General features: G+C 34.3%; 22 protein-coding genes and 1 tRNA gene. 10 read left to right on the top strand and 13 right to left on the bottom strand.

Annotated features, from left to right (window positions below):
• Nucleotides 1-742 precede the first annotated feature (742 nt).
• Nucleotides 743-814 (bottom strand) — tRNA-Glu (locus tag IP023_RS06745).
• A 122-nt stretch (nt 815-936) separates the two neighbouring features.
• On the opposite strand from IP023_RS06745, the gene IP023_RS06740 reads away from it, so the two are divergent.
• The gene (locus IP023_RS06740; protein ID WP_241789496.1) at nt 937-3,423 is read left to right on the top strand and encodes a family 20 glycosylhydrolase; all 2,487 of its coding nucleotides are present in this window, start codon (nt 937-939) and stop codon (nt 3,421-3,423) included.
• Here IP023_RS06740 and ytxJ read toward each other — a convergent pair.
• The 5 genes from ytxJ to IP023_RS06715 form a co-directional block, all read right to left on the bottom strand.
• Nucleotides 3,416-3,745 (bottom strand): bacillithiol system redox-active protein YtxJ, encoded by a 330-nt coding sequence (gene ytxJ, locus IP023_RS06735; protein WP_241789495.1) that lies wholly within the window; start codon nt 3,743-3,745, stop codon nt 3,416-3,418. The genes IP023_RS06740 and ytxJ overlap by 8 nt on opposite strands.
• Before the next feature lie 9 nt (nt 3,746-3,754).
• On the bottom strand, nt 3,755-4,471 hold the full coding sequence (locus IP023_RS06730) for a hypothetical protein (protein WP_241789494.1): 717 nt from the start codon (nt 4,469-4,471) through the stop codon (nt 3,755-3,757).
• A gap of 208 nt (nt 4,472-4,679) precedes the next feature.
• On the bottom strand, nt 4,680-5,168 hold the full coding sequence (gene ribH / locus IP023_RS06725) for a 6,7-dimethyl-8-ribityllumazine synthase (protein ID WP_241789493.1): 489 nt from the start codon (nt 5,166-5,168) through the stop codon (nt 4,680-4,682).
• A 68-nt stretch (nt 5,169-5,236) separates the two neighbouring features.
• Complete coding sequence (locus IP023_RS06720) at nt 5,237-5,893, bottom strand: tetratricopeptide repeat protein (protein WP_241789492.1); 657 nt, start codon at nt 5,891-5,893, stop codon at nt 5,237-5,239.
• A gap of 88 nt (nt 5,894-5,981) precedes the next feature.
• Nucleotides 5,982-7,904: a polysaccharide biosynthesis protein gene (locus IP023_RS06715; protein WP_241789491.1), complete on the bottom strand. Its 1,923-nt coding sequence runs from the start codon at nt 7,902-7,904 to the stop codon at nt 5,982-5,984.
• Nucleotides 7,905-8,252: 348 nt separating this feature from the next.
• On the opposite strand from IP023_RS06715, the gene IP023_RS06710 reads away from it, so the two are divergent.
• The gene (locus IP023_RS06710; RefSeq protein WP_241789490.1) at nt 8,253-9,110 is read left to right on the top strand and encodes an alpha/beta hydrolase; all 858 of its coding nucleotides are present in this window, start codon (nt 8,253-8,255) and stop codon (nt 9,108-9,110) included.
• An 11-nt stretch (nt 9,111-9,121) separates the two neighbouring features.
• Nucleotides 9,122-9,628: a TlpA family protein disulfide reductase gene (locus tag IP023_RS06705; RefSeq protein ID WP_241789489.1), complete on the top strand. Its 507-nt coding sequence runs from the start codon at nt 9,122-9,124 to the stop codon at nt 9,626-9,628.
• Here IP023_RS06705 and IP023_RS06700 read toward each other — a convergent pair.
• The 6 genes from IP023_RS06700 to porX form a co-directional block, all read right to left on the bottom strand.
• On the bottom strand, nt 9,618-10,661 hold the full coding sequence (locus IP023_RS06700; protein ID WP_241789488.1) for an ABC transporter ATP-binding protein: 1,044 nt from the start codon (nt 10,659-10,661) through the stop codon (nt 9,618-9,620). The two genes, IP023_RS06705 and IP023_RS06700, sit on opposite strands and share 11 nt — an antisense overlap.
• Nucleotides 10,662-10,719: 58 nt before the next feature.
• Nucleotides 10,720-11,535 (bottom strand): outer membrane beta-barrel protein, encoded by an 816-nt coding sequence (locus IP023_RS06695; protein WP_241789487.1) that lies wholly within the window; start codon nt 11,533-11,535, stop codon nt 10,720-10,722.
• A gap of 1 nt (nt 11,536) precedes the next feature.
• Nucleotides 11,537-12,286 carry a hypothetical protein gene (locus IP023_RS06690; RefSeq protein WP_241789486.1) on the bottom strand — a complete coding sequence of 250 codons (750 nt, stop codon included), beginning with the start codon at nt 12,284-12,286 and terminating at the stop codon, nt 11,537-11,539.
• Nucleotides 12,276-12,827 carry an RNA polymerase sigma factor gene (locus IP023_RS06685; protein ID WP_262914379.1) on the bottom strand — a complete coding sequence of 184 codons (552 nt, stop codon included), beginning with the start codon at nt 12,825-12,827 and terminating at the stop codon, nt 12,276-12,278. The genes IP023_RS06690 and IP023_RS06685 overlap by 11 nt, the downstream gene beginning before the upstream one ends.
• A gap of 69 nt (nt 12,828-12,896) precedes the next feature.
• Nucleotides 12,897-13,313, bottom strand: a complete 417-nt coding sequence (tsaE, locus tag IP023_RS06680; RefSeq protein ID WP_241789484.1) for a tRNA (adenosine(37)-N6)-threonylcarbamoyltransferase complex ATPase subunit type 1 TsaE — start codon at nt 13,311-13,313, stop codon at nt 12,897-12,899.
• A gap of 13 nt (nt 13,314-13,326) precedes the next feature.
• On the bottom strand, nt 13,327-14,880 hold the full coding sequence (gene porX / locus IP023_RS06675; protein ID WP_241789483.1) for a T9SS response regulator signal transducer PorX: 1,554 nt from the start codon (nt 14,878-14,880) through the stop codon (nt 13,327-13,329).
• A 232-nt stretch (nt 14,881-15,112) separates the two neighbouring features.
• Between porX and IP023_RS06670 the strand changes: the two genes are divergently transcribed.
• From IP023_RS06670 to IP023_RS06640, 7 genes are all read left to right on the top strand, one after another.
• Entirely contained in the window at nt 15,113-16,333 is a 1,221-nt protein-coding gene (locus IP023_RS06670; RefSeq protein ID WP_241789482.1) for an HD domain-containing protein, read from the top strand.
• A 70-nt stretch (nt 16,334-16,403) separates the two neighbouring features.
• Entirely contained in the window at nt 16,404-17,447 is a 1,044-nt protein-coding gene (lpxD, locus tag IP023_RS06665) for a UDP-3-O-(3-hydroxymyristoyl)glucosamine N-acyltransferase (RefSeq protein ID WP_241789481.1), read from the top strand.
• An 18-nt stretch (nt 17,448-17,465) separates the two neighbouring features.
• Nucleotides 17,466-18,857 carry a bifunctional UDP-3-O-[3-hydroxymyristoyl] N-acetylglucosamine deacetylase/3-hydroxyacyl-ACP dehydratase gene (locus IP023_RS06660; RefSeq protein WP_241789480.1) on the top strand — a complete coding sequence of 464 codons (1,392 nt, stop codon included), beginning with the start codon at nt 17,466-17,468 and terminating at the stop codon, nt 18,855-18,857.
• 7 nt (nt 18,858-18,864) lie between these two features.
• Entirely contained in the window at nt 18,865-19,659 is a 795-nt protein-coding gene (gene lpxA / locus IP023_RS06655) for an acyl-ACP--UDP-N-acetylglucosamine O-acyltransferase (protein ID WP_241789479.1), read from the top strand.
• A 15-nt stretch (nt 19,660-19,674) separates the two neighbouring features.
• On the top strand, nt 19,675-20,295 hold the full coding sequence (locus IP023_RS06650; RefSeq protein WP_241789478.1) for an ABC transporter ATP-binding protein: 621 nt from the start codon (nt 19,675-19,677) through the stop codon (nt 20,293-20,295).
• A 64-nt stretch (nt 20,296-20,359) separates the two neighbouring features.
• Complete coding sequence (gene efp / locus IP023_RS06645; protein ID WP_241789477.1) at nt 20,360-20,920, top strand: elongation factor P; 561 nt, start codon at nt 20,360-20,362, stop codon at nt 20,918-20,920.
• Between the two features lie 76 nt (nt 20,921-20,996).
• Complete coding sequence (locus IP023_RS06640) at nt 20,997-21,569, top strand: 5-formyltetrahydrofolate cyclo-ligase (RefSeq protein WP_241789476.1); 573 nt, start codon at nt 20,997-20,999, stop codon at nt 21,567-21,569.
• Nucleotides 21,570-21,631: 62 nt separating this feature from the next.
• On the opposite strand, the gene gluP is transcribed toward IP023_RS06640, so the two are convergent.
• The gene (gluP, locus tag IP023_RS06635) at nt 21,632-22,921 is read right to left on the bottom strand and encodes a glucose/galactose MFS transporter (RefSeq protein WP_241789475.1); all 1,290 of its coding nucleotides are present in this window, start codon (nt 22,919-22,921) and stop codon (nt 21,632-21,634) included.
• Nucleotides 22,922-23,365: the final 444 nt, after the last annotated feature.

Raw genomic sequence — 23,365 nt, 5'->3', positions numbered from 1 at the left:
GATGTGGAATTGGCTGGATTCAAATCCTTCAATACTATTGTCAATACCATATCAGTCAATTACAAATCTATCCTCAATTACTTTATCAATAGATCAACTAATGCTTCCGCTGACCGCGAAGCAGCTATGAAGTAAGTCCTTTAATGCTAAAATAAAAGCTTTCAGAGCACAGTTTAGAGGCGTAAAAGATGTAAATTTCTTTCTGTATAGATTAACTAAAATATTTGCTTAAACACAACTTTTGTGCATGATCCCTTCAATAGCTTGGTTTTCATGATCTAAAGTTTCCCATCGATGTTTTATACGTATCTTGATTGAGGGATCTAGGACATTTGACATGCAGGTATACTTGAAGTCCACGAATAATTATATATTGTAGGTTAAGTAGCTTCAAAGAAGACTTTAGAGGTAAAGGTATTGCTTTGAAATTCTGCACCTGTACTATTCATCTCCTCTAAAAAGATTTCCAAACGGTGCTCATCTTTGGAATAGTGAGTCATTTCGAAATAAACGGAAACTCCTTATGATCCGATTTAAGACATTAATTGGATCAATGAATCGTGCATATGATTTGAATTTGAAAACACAAGTATCTTATTATTTTTCGGCTGAGCTACAACTTTTGAGATTGATCCATGATCCTTGTAACAATAGATTTTTAAAATTCAGATTTCTTAACAAATGAAAATGTTTTGATAAGTGCTATGAATTAAAAAAAGCGACTCTTTTGAAGTCGCTTTTGTAGCCCGTAGGGGAATCGAACCCCTATTTCCAGAATGAAAATCTGGCGTCCTAACCGGTAGACGAACGGGCCTTATCGGATTTGTTGATGCAAATATAGGGTCTTTTTTAATAAGTGCAAAATATATTTTACTTTTTTTTATAATTTTCATTGCTTATTTTTAGAAATAAATGAATATTAGCGAGTTATATTTTATGGGAAAAGGAATTTTTAAAAGAATTATTATTTTGGGAATAACAGTATTGCTCCAATCCGGGCATTTATATGCACAACAACATATAGGTAAGAAGATTCAAATCACTTGGTGTACGAGTAATACATATGATGGTAAGGATGATTTGGGCTTAAAATTAGTGCTCAAGAATATATCTAATTCGCCTGTTGATCTTAAAAAATGGGATTTGTGGTTCAATTCAATGTTTCCTATTTTAGAAAATAAAGGAAGCAAGTATCAGTTGACTCATGAAAATGGGAATCTTTTTAAGTTAGCTTTTACAGATCAAGTTATCGGTGCACATGATTCTTTAGTCTTTGATTATCAAACTCAGTTTCCCATAGCTAATATATCTACCGTACCTAATGGTTTTTATTTTCAAGACAAGAAGGATATATACAAATATTACGCTGTAAATGATGTTGTATATAAGCCTATTAGGAAACCTATTGATGAGCAAAAGGATTTTTATACCGCACTATATGAGAAAAATGATCGCTTAAATAGACCTGCTGATTTTCCATTGATTTTTCCAACACCTTTGTCCATGCATGTTGGCGATGGTTTTTTTACCTTACCAGAAGTCTTGACTTATTCGGTAGATAAGAAATTCATAAATATTGATTTTCTTCTTACTGACTTGAAGGGAGCATTTCAAAATTCATTGCAATTATCCAATGAAATCGAAGGGAAATTTAGGATCAAGTATAAAGCCGAATTAGCCCGAGAAGCATATAATTTGGTTGTAAATGAAAAGGGAATTACGATTGAAGCAAGTGATAACCAAGGTGTTTTTTATGCTATACAGTCCTTAAAGTCTATGTTGCCACCTATTAATTCAACATCGATCAAATTGAAATTTGTATCCGTAAACGATAAACCTCGGTTCGCTTATCGTGGTTTTATGCTGGATATTGTTCGTAATTTTAAAAGTAAAGAAGTCATTAAGAAATATTTGGATGTCATGGCTGCCTATAAGTTGAATGTTTTTCATTTTCATCTTATTGATGATGAAGGTTGGCGTATTGAAATTCCTTCTCTTCCCGAATTGACTGAGGTAGGAGCAACACGTTCTCCATCATTTATGGATGGTAATACGATCCATCCAGCCTATGGGTCAGGAGCTATTGGTACAGACAAATATTATTTGTCAAGAGCAGATTTTATTGAGATTTTGAAATATGCTAATGAACGTTTTATTACCGTTATACCAGAAATTGAAACACCAGGACATGCAAGAGCGGCTATCAAATCTATGGAAGCAAGGTATCATCGGCTGATGGCTTTGGGTAAGGAAACTGAGGCCAAAGAATATTTATTACATGACTTAGAAGATCAGTCTATTTATAATTCAGCACAGAATTTTAATGATAATATCTTGAACCCTGCATTACCTTCTGTATATACATTTATAAATACCGTTTTAGATGATTTTAAAGCGATGTATGATGATGCTGGCTTAACCCTTAAGACTGTTTCTTTGGGGGGCGACGAGGTGCCTCTGGGCGTGTGGGAGAGGTCTCCCAAAATAATAGAGTTGATGAATGAAAAAGGATTTACCTCTGTACATCAAGTATGGCCGTATTATATCAATAGAATTAACGAAATATGTAGGGCTAAAGGATTAGTGATGGCGGGCTGGGAAGAAATTGGTATGGTTAATAAAGGTGAAGGGATGGTTGTAAATAAGGACTTTCCTGATAAGCAGAATATGCTGCTTGATGTGTGGAATAATGTGATCGGTGGTGGTCAAGAAGATTTAGCATATCGATTAGCTAATGACGGTTATCCTGTGGTATTGTTAAGCTCCTCAAATATGTATTTTGATATGATGTGGAATACTAATTTTATGGAGCCTGGCTTGAAATGGGCAACCTATGCGGATCTCTATCATGCTTACTCTTTCTTGCCGGAAGACTATTTCGCTAATATTGATACCTATTACAGTGGTAAGGAATTGGGTAAAGCGGGCTTCAAAGATAGAGTACGATTGACAGAGAAAGGTAAGCGTAATTTGAGAGGTATAAAAGGGGGCTTGTTTACCGAAACAGTACATAGTGAATCGAAACTTGATTATATGGTATTTCCGAGATTTTTTACTTTGGTAGAACGCGCATGGGCACCTAAGAAAGCTTATGAAAGTGAAGAGTCTTTTGCTACGTCTCTATTTGAAATGGACTATACTCAATTTTTGAATAGAATTGCTACTGTTGACTTACCAAAATTAAAACAAAGCTTTGAGTTTAGACTTCCTACTGTAGGTATAAAGCTTGATAATGGTGTTATTCGTGCAAATACGGAATACCCTAATTTCGCTGTTTATTATACAACAGATGGTACTATACCGACATTAAAAAGCGATAAGTATGACGCCAATAATGGTGTGAAACTTACCGCTGGGGCTAAATATGTGTTTGCTGTGATAGATACGTTAGGTAGAGTAGGTCAGCTGACCTATTTTAACTGATATATTTTATAATGTCTTGCATTTCAATATCGGAATGCGAGGCATTATAAAGACATTCTTGGCCTTTGAGAATTAAGATTTGCGGCGATTCGTGCCTTACATCCCAACGTTCTGCAATCTTGTTTGATATTTCTCTATTCGCAATTAGGTCTAGGTAATAGAACTTTGCTCCTACAGGAATAAGGTTTTTCTCAAATTCTAAACTACGCTTTGCCATTGAACTTACCGGACAGCGTGTGCTATGTTTGAATATGACTACTGTCTCTTCTCCTGAATAAATTGAGTCTAATTGAGCTAGGGTTTCTATGTTAATCCAATTCATGTGTTTTGACTATAGTGTTGAAAATTTGTCACTTTCAATATCTGTGAATCCTGCGACAATATTAAACTTAATATTCAAGCTGGGGTTGCTGAGATTGTTAAATCTTGTCGGCAATAAAATACCATCTCCTATATCTTTAATGTCACCAACAGCGTATACGGATTGATCTATATAGTATTCTTTGATATCTCCTTTGCTATTTAAATAAATGGTGCCATTCATAGCTTGCTTATTTAGGTTAAGCACATTCTTGAAGTTTATTTCTGTTAATTTCTCTGCATTAGCTATTTTTCCTGGACCTATTGTTAGGTGGCTACTATGTGTAGATACAATAAACATAGGTAAGAATAATAGTTTGGTGTCATCAAATAGCTGATTTAAAACTTCTTGGTATTGGATTATTGATTTGGCATCTGTCAATTTCCCGTTTATGTACCCTTTTTCAAGTGCTTTACTTTTGTAATTGAATAGTAGAACTAAACTTATATTATTAGTTGTTTTTCCATCAAATCGTGCTTTTCCCGAAGATTTGTCTATTAAAAAGGCACGTTCTTTGAAAATACTATTTTGGGTGTTTGATGAAAACAAGATATAATTAACCGAATGCCATTTAGATACTTTTCCTATGGATGTTAAGATTTCTTGCTTGCTTTTTGATTGTCCATTAGCATTGTGTGCTAAGGATAATATAGTTAGGAGTAAGAATATTTTTTGAACTAATTTCATAGAATACATAATTGATGAAATATCTTGTCATCGTAATGAACTGGTGTACGTTATCTGTTTTTTTTCTTAGGATAGGTGCTGTATGCTGCACATGACGAGCGCTTAGAGCCACATGAAGATAGTATGGTGGTACTAATCATTAGTAATCCTAATAAAATAATAAAAAAACGTCGCATAATCATTGATGTTATTCAAAAAATATTACTCTCTAGAATTCTTTACTAATATGTGCCATTTGTATAGCTGTGATTGCTGCTTCTTCACCTTTGTTACCATGTTTACCTCCAGCACGATCAATTGCTTGTTGTAAGTTGTCTGTAGTTAAAACGCCAAATATAACAGGTTTATTGTATTTGGTAGATACATTACTTATTCCTTGTGCAACAGCAGCACATATAAAGTCAAAGTGTCTTGTTTCACCTTGAATCACACATCCTAAACAAATAATAGCATCAAAAGTTTGGTCACGTAGTGCAATATCAGCACCAGAGATTAATTCATAGCTACCAGGCACTTCAATTACACGAATATTGTGCTCGGTTGCACCGTTGTTAATTAAACCATCTATTGCGCCATTAAGAAGCGCTCCTGTTATCTCTGCATTCCATTGTGATACAACAATTGCAAATTTTAAGTCTTTAGCACTTTTGATTGTAATGTGCGAAAAATCAGATAAATTTTTGTGGCTACTTGACATAGTTAATTTTTGTTTTAATGAAAAAGGCTGCCCTTTATAGCAGCCTTTTTGTAGTTTCTTATTTGTTATTATTGTTTTGCTTCCGCACGTGCTAATGGACCATCAATTGTCGAGGCTTCATTGCTCTCTGGGAAATCTACCTTAATTTTATTGTAGGCATCAGCTGCAGATTTATTCTCATCTAGTTGTTCGTATACTAAACCCAATTTTTTTAAGAATAATGGAGTCGTAAATGAGTTGCTAGATTTTTCAGCCGCTTTTTTGTAGTAATCTGCCGCATTCTTGTAATCATGAGATTCAGAATATGCATCACCAATTAATCCGATAACTAAAGGATCTAATATTTCACTTCCTGTTTCAGAATATTTTTTCAAGTATTTAATTGCTTCTTGGAAATTCTGTTGACGTAAGTATAAACCTCCTAAGTATGCATTAGCAATATTTGCTGATGGTGTATTGGAGTACTCATCTGCTATTTGCTGAAATCCTAAGAATGAGCCATCACCATCAATTGCTTTTTTCTGTAGCGAATCAATCAATGCAAATTCTTCTGCTTTAAACATGGCATCTGCAGCTTCATCAGCTCGTGGAGCTAAATAAATTTTTTGATAACCAATGTATAATAATATTAATACAATGATTGCACCACCAATAAAAATGACACTCTTTATGTTGTCTTGGAAAAAAGAACCCTTTTTCTCTGTTGAATTGATATTTGTTGACATTAGTTTATATTAAAGTATAAAGTATACGGAACGCAAAAATACACTTTTATTAAAAATTTGCAATACTAAAATGCTAATTTAAGGAAACTTATATATTTTGCTGTTTTTGTTTTACATCCAATTGCTCGTATAAAGAATTTTGACTTTTAAATTCAGGGACAATTTTTTTCATTTGTCTTACAATATTTATATTGTGCTGTGTTTTTACGAGATCAAATAATTCCTGAATAGAAGCATCAATTTCTTCAAAATCGTTATCTCTGACTTTGGCAATCATTATTTTATTATGATGCGTAGGTAGCGTATTCTCTAAATCATTTAATAATTCCTCATATAACTTTTCACCAGGTCTTAACCCTGTAAATTTAATATCTATTTCTTCATAAGGAATGTATCCCGATAATTTGATCATCTTTTCAGCAAGGTTGACAATCTTTACCGATTTACCCATGTCAAAAACGAATATCTCTCCCCCCTCACCCATATTTCCTGCTTCAATAACCAATTGACAGGCTTCGGGTATGGTCATAAAATAGCGCGTAATTTCACGGTGTGTTACCGTTAATGGCCCCCCTTTTTCGATCTGGTCTCTAAATCTAGGGATTACAGAGCCATTTGAACCTAATACATTGCCAAATCGCGTGGTAATAAATTTAGTGTGGTTTAAATTGCCAGATTTAGAAAGCTTATTATTCAATGCTTGTACATAGGTTTCGGCGATTCGTTTTGATGCGCCCATTACATTCGTAGGATTTACAGCTTTGTCGGTAGATACAAAAACAAACTTCTGAATATTATACTCTACGGAAAGATTCGCTAAATTGTATGTACCATTGACATTGGTACGGACGCCTTCACATGGATGACTCTCCATCATTGGTACATGTTTGTAGGCGGCGGCGTGATATACCAAATTTGGTTTCAGTGTCTCAAAAAGATAACGCATACGTGCTTCATTTTTGATGTCACCTATAAAAGTCTCATATATTTGATCTTTAAAATTCTCTTGTAGATCAAGCTGAAGATTATGTAATGGTGATTCTGCTTGGTCACATAATATGATTACTTGTGGCCCATATTGACTTAGCTGTTTGGCTATTTCACTACCTATTGAACCTGCAGCGCCTGTTACTAGGATTCTTTTGCCTTCTAATTGGGACAGTATGCTTTCATTGTCAATCTTGATAGGTGCTCGCTCTAATAAATCTTCAATTTTTACATTTTTGATCTGTTTAACTGTCAAGTCGCCACCCATAATTTTATTTACTGGAGGTAGGGTGAATATCTTAACATTTTGTTCTAAGCAGATTTCTATGATCTCTGCTTTTTTATCAGGAGCAATAGATGTTGTCGCTATTATTAATTCATCAACAGAAAATTTAAATAGGATGTTATTTAGGTTGTTGGAGTCAAATATTTTTACCCCGTCTATCGCTTTACCGATCTTGCTATTATCTTCATCAACATAGCCAATAATAATTTTGTTGGATGTTAAATCGTGATCAAAGGTTCTTTTTACTGCAATGCCTAAATCTCCAGCACCATACACAAGAACATTTTTAGTGACCCGCTGAGCTATTTTTGAATACTGAAAGAAGATCTTAATAGAAGTTCGATAAATAATTAAAAAGGTAAACAAGAATAAGGAATATATAATGATTAAGCGCGTATCAATGAAATTTTGAAAATTTAATAGTATAGAAATAAATTTTATAATAAGGAGCGTAATGACCGTAAATAGAATGGTAGATAATATTCGTATGGAGTCCGCAGCACTCGTATATCTAATGATTCCAGAATATAATTTAAAGATGTAAAATGATATCGCTGTCACGATTAAAGTTACTGTAAATTGGGACAGGGCATTGCTAAAAAGTATTTTACTTAGATTAAAGTTGTTAAACAAGAAAAGAGCAATGATGAATGCTCCTGCCGATATGACTAAATCAAGAGCAAGGATAAGCCACCTAGGAACAATTTTTACATGTTTTATAGAACTAATTAATCTCATTTTTTAAAGTTTGTTGAAAAGCAAAATTACTTGAATTTTCTTATAATTCATGTTTTATAATATATCTAAGTGTAAATATGTTGTTTTTTGCATTAACTTCTTGTTTTTTTTATGGTTAATAATTTTTTTGTGTTGTTTCAACCTTGTGCATGCTTTGTTTTTATGGGTTAAGTGCGATACGACGTAAAGTTTGTTGATTAATGAAATAGCGTTTAGCCAAGATTTGTTATCCTGGGGCCGAATACTTTATTGGCTAAAAATTGGTTACTTAATTTGTGAAGTTTTTGTAACTTTAGTTATTAATCAGTTATTTATTTACTACTTATTTGCCTACATTTATTATTTAATATGTTGAAGAGTTTAAATGTTATCTTATTTTTATTTATGATTTTGCCAACGCAAGCTCAAGAAAGTGTTCAGCTATACCCAAATGGCGTTCCAAATATTATTCCAAATGTTTCTTTAGGAGCTAATGCTCCTGAATTCTATTTTTATAAGCCTGAAAAGCAAATTAACAGCAAAGTTTTTTTAATTATTCCCGGAGGTGGTTATGGTATGGTAGCTATTAATCATGAAGGACATGATTTGGCCAAACGGTTAAAGGACTTAGGATATGCTTCATTTGTGTTAAAATATCGCTTGCCTGTTGATTCACAGATGTTAGATAAACGTATAGCACCAATTCAGGATGCGCAGAATGCAATTGTTTATATTCGTCAAAATGCAAATAGGCTAGGTGTTGATTTGAAGGATGTTGTAGTAATGGGTTTTTCTGCGGGGGGACATTTAGCATCAACACTATCCACGCATTTTGACACATCTTATATTGGATCTGTGGACACAAAGTTGCTCCGTCCAGATTATTCGGTATTAGTATATCCTGTTATTACGATGAAGGAAGGAATTACTCATGCTGGTTCTAAGAAAAATTTGATTGGTCCTAATTTTGAAGATGAAGATGTTAAGCGTTTTTCTAATGAACTTAATATAAATTCGAATACGCCGCCAGCATTTATTATTCATGCCGAAGATGATAAAGTGGTTCCTATTCAAAATGCGCTCTTCTATAAAGAAGGATTGGATAATCATGCTGTAAAAAATAAATTCTATTATTTTCAAAAAGGCGGTCACGGCTTTGGTATGTACAATAAGCTAGAGGAAGGAGATTGGTTCGCTGATATGATCGTTTGGCTAAATAATAATTAATAGTATCACAGATGAATAAATATTTAACAATAGTACTTGTATTTCTTGCTGTTCAGATGAAAGTGTCTGCTCAAGAGTGGAAAGTAAACAAAGGAGATAAAGTACCTGCTTTTACGGTGGAGAAAAAGGATGGAACACAAATATCTATCAATGATTTGAAAGGTAAAGTAGTGCTATTGAATTTCTTTGCTACTTGGTGCCCTCCGTGTAGACAGGAGCTTCCGCGTTTACAAAAAGAAGTTTGGGATAAATTAGGGGACAGAAGTGATTTTACGGTAATGGTATTGGCACGAGAAGAAGGATGGGATAAATTGAATCCTTTTATGAAAAGTAATGATTATACTTTTCCTGTTTTCCCAGATTTAAATAGAAAAGTATTTAGTTTGTTCGCTGAACAGTCAATTCCACGTAATGTATTGGTAAATAAAGACGGAGTCATTATTTATCAATCTATTGGTTATACACCGGAAGAATTTACAGGTTTGATAAACCTTATTAATACCGAACTTAAAAAGTAATATAGTTTGTTACTCTCAGATCTACTATAGTACCTTTCTCTAGTGGAGTTTCATGCTTCACAATGCTATGTAAATTGATGTCATGGTGTTCTAAAACATATTCTTTGTAAAAACCTCTAAAACGGATGTCTTTAATTGTAAAAAGTCCGTTTTTATTAGGGTTTACTTCTATCCATTCTTGGTGAATACCAATCATTGATTTGCTAGTTATGTCAAGGATGCCGGCCTGTTGTTCTGTTAATATATTGCTCTTAGCTAATAATACAGCTGTATATGGATGTTTTGGAGCATAGTATAGATCAGTAGGTTGTCCATGATCTACAATTTTTCCATGGCGCATCACGATCAGTTGGTCAGCCATAGCTAATACTTCTGATGGATCGTGTGAAACGAGTATCACCGTAAGTCCTAGCTCATCTACTATCTGGCGAATATCCTGTTGCAGTGCATCACGAAATGCGGCATCTACTTGATTGAAGGGTTCATCCATGAGTAATACTTCTGGATCATTAATCAATGCTCTTGCAATTGCTACACGTTGTCTCTCGCCACCACTAAGGTCGGCTACACGATGTTGTGCAAGGTGATCTATTTTCAAGCGCTCTAGCATTTTTTGTGTTGTTATTTGTTTGTATGCTAGATCTGTATTCGGTAGTTGTGAAGCGATATTATCCCATACTTTGGCATACATATTAAGGTCTTCAAATCCTTGGGATACTAATTTCATTGCATCGTGTCCCGGGATCAGTTTGTCCTTGCGTGTAGGTACCAACCAACCTTTGTATCTTACTTCGCCTGAAGAAGGTTCTAAAAGTCCATATATAATCTTTAACAAGGTACTCTTGCCGCTACCAGATTCTCCTATGATGGCAGTGATTTTATTGCCCTCGATACCAAAGTCAACATGGTCAACAGCAGTAGTATTAGCTTTTCCTTCAAAAATGATGCTTATATTTTCACCATTTATTAAAGAGACGTTGTGTTTTTGAACATCTGTAGGAATATATTGACAAGTTGATTGTGTAGTAGCCATAAAAAATAAAACTGTCGAAATGAATATCTCGACAGTAAAAATACGTTATTTTATCTATTTAGAATCCTAAAGTTAATCCAAATGTGAAATTGCTAACTCCATCTTGTGCTGGACTATTCTCAAACATATCATTAACATAGTACTTCCCAAAAATTCCGAAGTTATCAAAGCCTACGCGCACAAATGGTCCATATTGGAAACTCGCCAGATTATAATTGTTTTTGAATTTTTGTTTGCCATTAGCATCACTTTTTAACCGTTGTGTACCTTTTAATAATATACCTGTCATAGCACCAAAAGCTATTTTCATGCGATCACCTTTATGGTTTTTGTCACTTCTCCATTCAAAGGTCAACGGTATACGTAAGTATGTACTTGTGAATATATTTTTTTTGTAGTCCGCATCTTCTTTATTGATTACTTCATACGCTAGTTGCTGACTATCTTCTTTCAATAATATATTTTGTTTTAGTCGTAAGTAGTTCCATTCGAATCCTGCAGAAAGGTATGTTTTAAAATTATCGTTGAAGCGCAGGCCAAATTGTGCTATATCAAACCCGAAATTAGAAGCTTTTTTGTAGCTTAAGAACGAATTATCTTCCGACAGATTGAAGCTTCCGTTGTCCATCAATCTAGAAAAACCCCAGTCAATACGTGAGAATGTAATACCTCCAAATGTACGTGGGTATTTGTGCTGCTCATTAGCACTGAATTCTTCTACCCCTACGATTGCTTTAACCACTTTAGCGGTGTTAGAGATTGTATCTACCGTTGTAGTTATTGTTTCTTTTACAATAACAGTTTGAGATTTTACTATATTGAAACTTAAAAGGGCAGTCAAGGTTAAGATGATACTTAATTTAATAGTCTTCATATTATTTTCTTTTTTTATTTCGGTTTTTAGCAATTGAGTTAATTATGTTTATGCCAAAAGAGCCTTCTTCATCCGCGTAAAAGCGTACTTCTGGGGCACTTTTTGTATCTATGTTTTCTGATATTGTATTCAATACCGTAGTAATGATATTTCTACTTTCCTTAGCTTTAGGGCTTGTAGAAGCAAGCATAGTTTCCATTTCTTCTTCGGGCTCTATCAGTGGTTGAATATCGTCTATTTCAGTCACTTGTCGTACCAAAGGCAATTCTGTTGTCGGTTTGTGGGCCGTTAATTGTGTTGGTTTAATTTCTTCAACGCCTTCTATAGTGTTTATTTCTCGATTATATACGATGGTTTGTTTTGTTGTGGTCTTCTTTATCGTTGCTAATTGAATCTTTTTGTCTAAGGTTTGCTTTTCCAGTTTAATCCTTTCATCTTTTTGCGGAACAGTATTGCTATGCTGTGGTGCTATCTTATCTTGTACAATATCAACATTCGAAAGCAAAACTTCTTTTTCACTTACTTCAAGCGTATTTTTTTTGTAGTTTTTGGTAATGCCCCAATACCCTAATGTAAATAATAGTATCGCAGCTGCTGATAGTGAAAGCCAATTTTTTTTCGTTGAGATTCCTACTACCTTAGGTTGTTCTTCTAATTTGTGTTCTATTTTTTGCCAAATACCTTCTCTTGGATTTTCTTCAGCATCAATGAAAGCATCACGAAATAACTTATCTAAATCTTTATCTTCCATTCTTTAATAATTTATGACTGACTAACCTTGTTTGTAACCATTGTCGAGCTCTTGATAGCTGTGATTTTGAATTACCTTCAGATATGGCTAATAGTGTAGCTATCTCCTTGTGTGAATATCCCTCGATGGCATATAGATTGAATATCGTTCTATAGCCTATAGGCAACTCCTGTATCAATGATAATAAATCTTTGTACCCTGTCTGGTCAGCGCTATAGGAACTAGCTGCTTCGAGCGGTTCTATTTCGTCGATCTGTTCAGTGTATTTGCCTTGATTTTTGCGATATGTTTCTATGGCTGTATTTACCATTATTCGTTTCATCCATCCTTCAAGTGAACCTGTGCCATCGTAAAGATTATTCTTAGTAAATATTTTTACAAAACCATTTTGCAAGATATCTTCCGCTTCTAATGTTGTATGTGCATAGCGCATACATATAGTAAACATCTTTTTTGAAAAATAGTTGTAGAGTTGCTCTTGCGCCCTTCTGTCTTGAAGGCAACATTTCTGCCAGAGCTTTTCTAAATCTAGTGTTTCCAAAATAATTGATGTCGTTTTTAGATAAGACGAGGAGGGGGGAGGTTTGGTTGCATGGAAAAGCGGAAAAATTTATTTTTTTTCCGCTTTAATAGTACGCTCTTGATTTCCAGTAGTTTCTATAGATATGCTGACACATTCTAATGGGAGCAAATTGCTTATTTTTTCGGGCCATTCTACAAAACAGTACTTATTAGCATAAAAATATTCTTCATAACCCATATCCAATGCTTCAATTTCACTTTTTAAACGATAAAAATCAAAATGAAATAAGGTTCCATTTGCAGAATCATATTCGTTAACAATAGAAAATGTAGGACTAGAGGTATGATCTAGAACACCTAATTGCTCACATAGGGCATTAATAAAAGTAGTCTTTCCCGCTCCCATATTGCCATAAAATAAGAATATACGATCATCCGGAAATTCTTTTAAGATACTATTTGCTGCATGCTTTAGTTCATCCAGATTTTTTACTTGAATTGTCATAATGCAAAATTATCTATTTTGGACTATAAGTAGCGTATGGTATTATCATTTCTTCTAGCGAAACGCCTCCGTGTTGAAAGGTGCCGCTAAAGTAATGAACAAATTGATTGTAATTATTGGGGTATACAAAATATAAGTCATCTTTAGCAAATACATAAGTAGAGCTAATATTTAATTGTGGTAGCTGTGCATCATGAGGAGATTTTATCACAAATACATCTTTGTTATTGTAGTTTAAATTTCTTCCTTGTTTATATCTTAGATTTGAATTTGTATCTCTATAACCTACAATTTTGCTCGGTTTCTTAACGCGTATGGTTCCATGATCTGTGGTGATGATTACTTTTACTTGATGCTGTGCAAGCCATTTTAGGGTATCCAATAGTGGGGAGTGTTCAAACCATGACAAAGTTAATGAACGATATGCTGCTTCGTCATTCGCTAATTCTCGAATCATAGGCATATCTGTACGTGCATGAGAAAGCATGTCTACAAAGTTGTATACTAATACATTTAACTCATTTTGCATTAGATTATTAATTGTTTCATAGACGTCTTTACCCTGTTCCAATGTTAATACCTTGGTGTAACTATGTTTGATATCTCTACGATAGATTCTTTTTAATTGATCCGTTAAAAAGGTAGACTCGTGCATGTTTTTTCCGCCTTCATCATCGTCATTTTGCCATAGGTCAGGAAATCTTTTCTCCATCTCTAATGGCGTAAGTCCACTAAAGATGGCATTCCTCGCATATTGTGTCGCCGTAGGCAATATGCTATAATAATTATCTTCTTCTTCTAATCTGAAGTATTCTGTTATCACATCATTAATAATGCGCCATTGATCATAGCGTAGATTATCGATCAGGAAAAAAAAGGTAGGTTTCTCCGGCGTAATTGCTGGGAGTACTTTTTTCCTAAATAATTGATGCGATAAAACGGGGCCTGTTTCTGGATTAGAAAACCAATTGATATAGTTTTTTTCAATGAATTTTGAAAAAATAGTATTCGCTTCAGATTTCTGAGTCGTTAATATTTCGTGCATATTATCATCTTCTAGTTTTTCCAAAGAAAGCTCCCAGTAAATGAGTTTTTTGTAGGTATCTATCCAGCCCTTATAATCTAAATTGTTATTAATGATCTCTCCAAGATTTCTAAATTCTTGCTGATAAGCCATGGAGGTTTTCTCATTAATTAATCTTCTGTTCTCTGTAAATTTTTTGATCGTTAGTAATATTTGTTTGGGGTTGACGGGTTTTATCAGGTAGTCGTCAATTTTAGCGCCTATGGCATCTTCCATCAAATCTTCTTCTTCATTTTTGGTTACCAAGATCATTGGTACAGTAGGGTTTATAGATTTCAGAATATTTAAGGTTTCCAACCCTGTCAATCCAGGCATGTTTTCATCCAAAAACACTAAATCGAAAGGCTCATTTTCGAAAGCATCTACAGCGTCATTGCCATTATTGACAGTTTTTACGCGATAGCCTCTTTCTTCTAATAATAAGATATGTGGTTTTAGAAACTCTATCTCATCGTCCGCCCAAAGTATATATGTTTTTGTCATAATAATGGTTTTGCAACTATCGAACCAATTGGTTCTTGTAGGGGTAATATACTGTTTTATTATTTTGCATTTGTCAATGCATAGCTACTAACCTAATCAGAATACAAATATATGCGTGTTTTTTTAACATAAATTAACGTCATTCTATGTATCTTTGCATCTATATTAGATAAAGTGTACGGTATAATAACTGCGCTACATAAATTTAAATAAAAGTTATAAATAGTTCTATTTGAATAAGGAAAAAATCATTAACGACCCCGTATACGGATTTGTGTCAATCCCATTAGGATTAATTTTTGATTTAATCCAACATCCATATATGCAACGCTTGCGCTATATTAAGCAGGTGAGTATGACACATTTAGTATACCCAGGTGCCCTACATACGCGTTTTCAGCATGTGATTGGCGCTATGCATCTTATGCAATTGGCTATAAGTACGTTGCGTAGTAAGTCAATAGATATTTCCGAGCAAGAGGAAGAAGCAGCTTTAATAGCTATTTTGTTGCATGATATTGGACATGGCCCATTTAGTCATTCTTTAGAACATACGATTATAGAAGGTGTTTCGCATGAAGTTATTTCGTCTTTATTAATGGACAAGCTTAATGTGGAGTTTGATGGTCAGTTAGATTTAGCGATTACCATTTTTAATGATCAATACCAACGTAAATTTTTACACCAATTAGTATCTAGCCAATTAGATACTGATCGTATGGATTATTTGAATAGAGATAGTTTTTTTACGGGTGTTTCTGAAGGAGTAATATCATTTGATCGAATTATTAAGATGCTCACCGTTGTAGATGATGAGCTTGTTGTGGAAGTAAAGGGAATCTATTCTATTGAGAAATTTCTAATTGCACGAAGATTGATGTATTGGCAAGTTTATCTGCATAAAACAGTGATAGCTGCGGAGCAGATGTTGATTCAGATATTAAGACGTGCGAAAGAATTGTGTATAGCAGGTGAGGATTTATTTGCTACACGTGCATTAAAACATTTTTTAATGAATCGTGTGCGAGCAGATAATTTTATTCTTGACCCCATACATTTAGAATATTTTACAATCTTGGATGATACCGATATTTTATCTGCCGTAAAATCATGGGTTGATCATGATGATAAAATCTTAAGTACCTTGTGTAAGGGATTGATGCGTAGAGATTTGTTTAGGACAGATATGCGTTCTACAATGTTTACCGAGGAAGAGATTAATGCTGTTAAAGATAGGGTGAAGTTGGCATTAGGTTTGAATGATGCAGATGTAGATTATTTTGTATACCACCAAATCGTTCAAAATTCAGCTTATTCGTCCGGGAATAATCCGATTAAAATATTGAATAGTGCGCGTGAATTGGTAGAGATTGCTGAAGCATCTGATTTATCAAATTTGGAAGCTTTATCAAAGCGTGTTGTGAAATATGCCTTGACGTATCCAAAAATATAGTTTATAAGGGTGACTACCTTGGTGTAAAAAGTTAAATTAAATTAATTAAAAAAAGATACATTTGTAGATAATGCAGTTTACAGCGGAACAAATAGCAACATTATTAAATGGGGAAGTGGAAGGGAATCTTGAAGCTGCCGTTTCTCAATTAGCAAAAATTGAAGAGGGAGTAGAAGGAACTTTATCGTTTTTGGCTAATCCCAAATATGAACATTTTCTATATGATACTAAATCTAGTATCGTAATTGTGAATACAGATTTAGTACTGCAAAAACCCGTTACAGCAACATTGATTCGTGTGGAGGATGCATATTCATCTTTTACCGAATTACTAAAGATATATAACGCTATGCGTAATGAACGTTCCGGTAGAGAGGAACAGGTATTTGTTCATGAAACAGCGGTTATTGGTGAGGGCGGGTATATCGGCTCTTTTGCTTATGTTGGTAAAGGTGTAAAATTAGGTAACAATGTGAAGATTTATCCTCGTGTTTATTTAGGGGATAATGTAGTTGTTGGTGATAATACTATTTTATTCCCAGGTGTAACTGTATATTATGATTGTATCATCGGCGAAAATGTGATTATTCACTCCGGTGCAGTTATAGGAAGTGATGGTTTTGGCTTTGCCCCTCAGTTGAATGGTACTTATGAAAAGATACCTCAGATAGGTAATGTAATCATCGAAGATAAGGTTGAAATTGGAGCCAATACTGTTGTTGATAGAGCTACATTAGGTTCGACTGTAATCAAATCAGGTGTGAAATTAGACAATTTGATCCAGATTGCACACAATGTGGAGATAGGAACTAATACGGTTATTGCTGCGCAAACAGGGATTTCTGGTAGTACAAAAATAGGTAAGCACGTGATTCTTGGGGGACAAGTTGGTGTTGTCGGTCATATTGCTATTGCAGATGGAACTCAAGTTCAAGCACAATCCGGTATTAATAGAAGTATTAAGGACAAGAATATGAAGCTAGGAGGTACTCCAGCTACAGCTTATACTAGCCAGCTGCGATCTCAGGTCGTTTATACTAGATTGCCGGAGCTCGAAAAACGTGTTAAAGAGTTAGAGAATATTATTAAGGAATTAAGAAATGTCAATATATAGCCATAAAATATGGACGAAATGAATACAAAACAAAGAACGATAAAAGGAGATATTACTATTTCAGGTATAGGTTTGCACACAGGTAAATCTGTGACACTTGTCATTAAACCAGCTCCAGAAAATCATTGGTTCAAGTTTAAAAGAGTTGATATAGAAGGTCAGCCTATTGTAAGCGTAGATGCAGACAATGTGACGGATACTTCTCGCGGTACAACAATCTCTGAAAATGGTGCTTCTGTTAGTACTATAGAGCATCTGATGGCTGCATTAGTAGGTTTACAAGTTGACAACGTACTGATTGAATTGAATGGGCCAGAGGTTCCAATTTTGGATGGTAGCTCAGCAATATTTATTGATAAATTATTAGAAATTGGTTTCGTAGATCAAGAGGCAGATCGTGATTTTTATGAAATTAAAGAAAATATACATTACGCAGAAGTAGATCGTAAAGTTGAGATTGTCGGTATGCCTTTGGACGGCTATAGATTGACATGTATGATTGATTTTAATTCTCCAATACTCGGAAGTCAACATGCATCAATCAGTCAAATCGATGAATTTCACAAAGAAATATCTTCTTCTCGTACATTTTGCTTTTTACATGAATTAGAAGCTTTAGTAAATAACAACCTTATCAAAGGGGGGGATTTGTCTAATGCTATCGTTATTGTCGATAAAGAAGTAGAACAAGAAGAATTGAATAAGCTTGAGGGCTTATTTAATAAAAAAGTAACTGTAGCTGATGAAGGGATTTTGGATAACATACAATTGCGTTACCAAAATGAACCTGCAAGGCACAAGTTATTAGATATGATTGGTGATTTAGCATTAGTAGGAAGACCTATTAAGGGGCATATCATGGCAGCAAGACCTGGTCACGCAGCTAATGTAGCTTTTGCTAAGCGTATCAAGAATCAAATCAAACGCGATAAGAGTAAAAAGAAATTGAATACGTACGATATTCATGCTAAACCTGTATATGATACAGTACAGATCATGAGTATTCTTCCACATCGTCAACCATTTTTAATGATTGACAAGATTTTGGAATTGTCGGAAACGCATGTAGTAGGCTTGAAAAATGTAACCATGAATGAAGATTTATTTATGGGACATTTCCCGGGAGCACCAGTGTTTCCTGGAGTTTTACAAATTGAAGCTATGGCACAAACGGGGGGTATTTTAGTGTTAAATACGGTTCCTGATCCAGAGAATTGGTTGACATTGTTCTTGAAAATTGAAAATGCACGTTTTAAAAATCAAGTACATCCAGGTGATACGGTGATTTTTAGTTGTGAATTATTAGAGCCGATTCGTCGCGGTATCGCACGCATGAAAGGTGTAGGAATGGTAGGAGAGAAGATCGTGAGTGAAGCTGAGCTAATGGCTCAAATTGTAAAAGTGAAATAAAAAAATAATGATACAACCATTGTCATATATACATCCGGATGCTAAAATAGCTGCCAATGTAGTAATTGAACCCTTTACGACCATTCATAAAGATGTGGTAATAGGGGAAGGTACATGGATTGGTTCAAATGTAACAATCATGAATGGGGCTCGTATCGGTAAAAATTGTAAGATTTTTCCTGGTGCCGTTATTTCGGGGGAGCCACAAGATTTGAAATTTGAAGGAGAAATTACCACAGCAGAAATCGGAGATAATACAACGATTCGCGAATGCGTAACAATAAATAGAGGTACTAAAGATCGTTTTAAAACGGTGATTGGTAAGAATTGTTTGATTCAAGCATATAGCCACATTGCTCATGATTGTATTGTGGGTGATAATTGTATTTTCTCCAATTCTAGTACATTGGCAGGACATATCACCGTAGGTGATTATGTTGTTTTGGCCGGATTAGTTGCGGTACATCAATTTTGTCATATTGGTTCTCATGCTTTCGTGACTGGGGGTACCCTGGTGCGTAAAGATGTCCCTCCATTTATCAAAGCTGCTCGTGAACCAATTGCTTACGCAGGTGTTAACTCTGTAGGTCTACGTAGACGTGGTTATACTACAGAACAAATTACTGAGGTACAGAATATTTATCGTGTTCTTTTCGTACAAAATAGAAACTTAAGTAAAGCTTTAGATTTAGTAGAGGCTGAATTTGAACCTACTGAATTGCGGGATGAGATATTGACATTTGTACGTAACTCTAATCGTGGTGTGGTAAGAGGTTTCAATCAAGGGAAAACTGGGGTTTAATAAAATCAATAATTATTGAATATAACTTTACATAATTTAGGGAGAAGGTTTAATCAAGAGTGGATTTTTCGCGGTATTGATTATTCCTTCGTCAGTAATAATAAATATGCTATTTTAGGGCCTAATGGTTCCGGTAAATCAACTTTAATCAAAGTAATTACGGGACAGCTAACTCCTAGTGAAGGAAGTATTAGCTATGCGGATACGGAGGAGGAAATTCATGCAGAAGATATTTATCGACACGTCTCTATCGCAGCTCCTTATATAGAATTGATTGAGGAATACACATTAAGTGAATTGCTCGATTTTCACTTTAAGTTTAAAGCCTATCTGCCTAATTTTAATAAAGAAAAGGTAATAGCACTACTTAATATGGGTAAGTCTTTAAATAAAGGCTTAAAGTACTATTCTTCTGGAATGAAACAACGTGTGAAATTGGTATTGGCATGTTGTAGTGATTCTAAGATATTGTTTTTGGATGAGCCAACGAGCAATATGGATCTCGAAGGCGAACAATGGTATTTGAATCTCGTTGCGCAGACACATATTGACCATAGAGTTGTTATAATTGGCTCTAATCAACAAAAGGAATATGAATTTTGTAATGAGATAATTCGAATAACTGATTACAAGTAAATCCTTAACTGTTTTAAAAAAGAACAGTTTTTTATATTTTTGTACCGTAATAAAACTAAATAAAATGGCTAAAGCTTCAGAAGTAAAATCAGGAAACGTTTTACGTTTCAACGGTGAATTAGTTACCGTTGAAGAATATATCCACCGTACACCAGGAAACTTGCGTGCTTTTTATCAAGCAAGAATGCGTAATGTTAAAACAGGCAAATTAGTAGAATATCGTTTTAGAGTTGACGAGTCTGTAGAGATCGCGCGTGTAGAAACTAGTGATTATCAATATCTATACGACGAAGGCGATTATTTTGTGGTAATGGATAATAATTCATACGAACAGTTTAATATTCCTAAATTTTTATTTGGTAATTCTGCTCGTTTCTTAAAAGAAGGCATGAATGTTGTTGTAGCATTTGAAAGTGATGAGCCTATCATGGCTTCAGCACCAAAAAATGTGGAGTTAGAAATCACATACAGTGAGCCTGCGGTAAAAGGAGATACTTCTACAAATGCATTGAAGAAAGCAACTGTAGAAACTGGTGTTGAGATAAATGTGCCTCTTTTTATTAATCAAGGTGATAAAGTTAAAATAGATACCGCTACAGGTGATTATATCGAGCGTGTAAAATAAAATATTAGGTTTAGGTTGATTAATCGGTCTTGTCGCTTCCCAGCTTCAAGGCCGTTTTTTTTAATTATATTTAACGATGACTAAAGCGGAATATAGAAGTATATATAAGCATAAACGTCTTGCTTTACCTTTTTCGGAAAAGTCTAAATGGGATGTTTTAATCTATAATCAACTTATCACCCTGCCATGGGTGGAGGCAAGATATGTGCATGTATTTATCCCTATTAAGAAACTTAAAGAGCCCGATACACACTTGTTTGTTGATTATATAAGAACGAATTTTCCCACGTGTAATATCGTTATTTCCAAAAGTAGTTTTCAAGATAATTCAATGACAAATTATATTTGGAGTAGTGATTTGGTTCTCGTGGAAAATAAATGGGGAATAGAAGAACCTTATGACGGGGAAATTGTAAACGAAGAGATGATAGATGTTGTATTGATTCCTTTATTGATAGCCGATCTCAATGGCAATCGTATAGGATATGGCAAAGGATTCTATGACCGGTTTCTATCTAAATGTAGAACTGACGTAAAAAAAATTGGCGTATGCTATTTTGAGCCTGTTCAGAAAATAGATGATATTAGTACCTTGGATATTCCTTTAGATATGCTTATAACCCCGCATAATACATATATCTACAAATAAAAAAGGCTTGTATTATTAGAAATAATACAAGCCTTTTTTATTTAAAAGATTAACTATTTGAATTAATCTTTCTTACCAACTTTATGTCCTATTGCACCAAAATATAAGATATATAAGTATGCAGGAACAACAGCATATAAGAATGCATCTTGGAAGTCTACATGTAAAGTATCTTTTAAATATCCATAGATTAAAGGCCATATTGCTCCTCCGGCAATACCCATAATCATAATAGCGGATCCTGTTTTTGTAAATTTACCTAAGCCTTTGATACCTAATGGGAAAATAGCAGGCCACATTAATGAGTTTGCAACGCCCAATAAAGCAATAAATATGTAAGAAGTTATACCTGTTGTAAAAGTTGCAGCAACGGTAAGAGAAATACCAACAATAGTACATAATCTTAAGGCCATCTGCTGAGAAATGAATTTTGGAATTGTGGCTATACCAATGAAATAACCAACTAACATACACGCTAATGTAAATGCAGTACCATATTTAACAAAAAATTCAGGAAGGCTTAATTCTTTACCGTAAGTACCGATAATATCTCCTGCCATTACTTCTACTGCTACACAAAAGAAAATAGCTAATGCACCCAAGAATAAATGTGGGAAATCAAATATGCTTTTCTTCTTGTCTTCAGCAGATAATAAACTCTCTGACTCATCTTCTTTATCAACATCTACTGGAGGCATTTTTGCGACCTTAATCACAACAGCAAATAATAGAACAACAACCGCAAGGATAATATATAAGGTGTCAACACGGCTCAATAAGGTACCTAATAGCGCATCGTGCTCTGGACCTGGAGGGAGTGATTGTATTTTTTCGGATATTTCACCGGAGCCTTTTAGTAATATACCTCCTAAAACGAAAGGCACGATAATACCAGCACCTTTATTGAATACTCCAGCGATGGAGATACGTTGTGCTGCGCTTTCGATAGGGCCGATGATACTTAAGTAAGGGTTTACAGCAGTTTGTAATAAGGCCATCGCTGAACCTTGAACAAAGATTCCTAACAAGAATAATTGGTAGCTTCCAGTGTGTGCGGCAGGGATAAATATTAGTGATCCTACAGCCAATAATACTAAACTTAAAACTAAGCCATTGTCAAAACCTGTTTTTTTCAGAATCCATGAACTTGGTAACGCTAAGAAAAAGTAAGCAATGTATGAGGCGAATAATACAAAGAATGCTTGAAGGTCAGATTGTAAACTAAAAGCCAATTTCACAAATGGTATTAATGCACCATTAGCCCATGTGAAAAAGCCTAGTATAAAAAATAGAAGACAACAAATTGCCATAGGCAAAAATGCCGTCTTTTGTGGTTGTGATGATGGGGACATAATTTATTTAATTATTTTTAATCTTTTTGTTAATGAAACATTATAAAAGTATATCGTTAAGAAATCGATTAGTGGTTTAAAGTTTCAGTTACAAGACTAGTAAAATAAAATGATATTGAAAAGAAGAATTCGTAAAAGAATGGTGATAATTATATTATTATTTCTACCTCAATTCCATTTGACTAAAAATATTGCATGCTTTTTAGCCTATTATTTGAATAAATTCAGTCTATTTACTAGATTATTGTGGCGATTTTGGAACAATTGCCACCATGATGCTTGAAATACATATTAATCATTTTTTTTGATCCTGAATTTTTATGCCACATGCGTGTATTGTTTGATTAATATGTAATGCTATGTAGGTAGCTATTAAAATTTCTGTTTTTGGAAGGTGTCAAATAATTCGTATTAATATTTAATTCTTTGTTATATGTTTTTTAG

The sequence above is a fragment of the Sphingobacterium rhinopitheci genome (assembly GCF_022627575.1).
Lineage (GTDB): Bacteria > Bacteroidota > Bacteroidia > Sphingobacteriales > Sphingobacteriaceae > Sphingobacterium > Sphingobacterium rhinopitheci.
The sequence above is the reverse complement of the archived record's forward strand: the minus strand, read 5'-3'. Positions and strand labels throughout refer to the sequence as shown.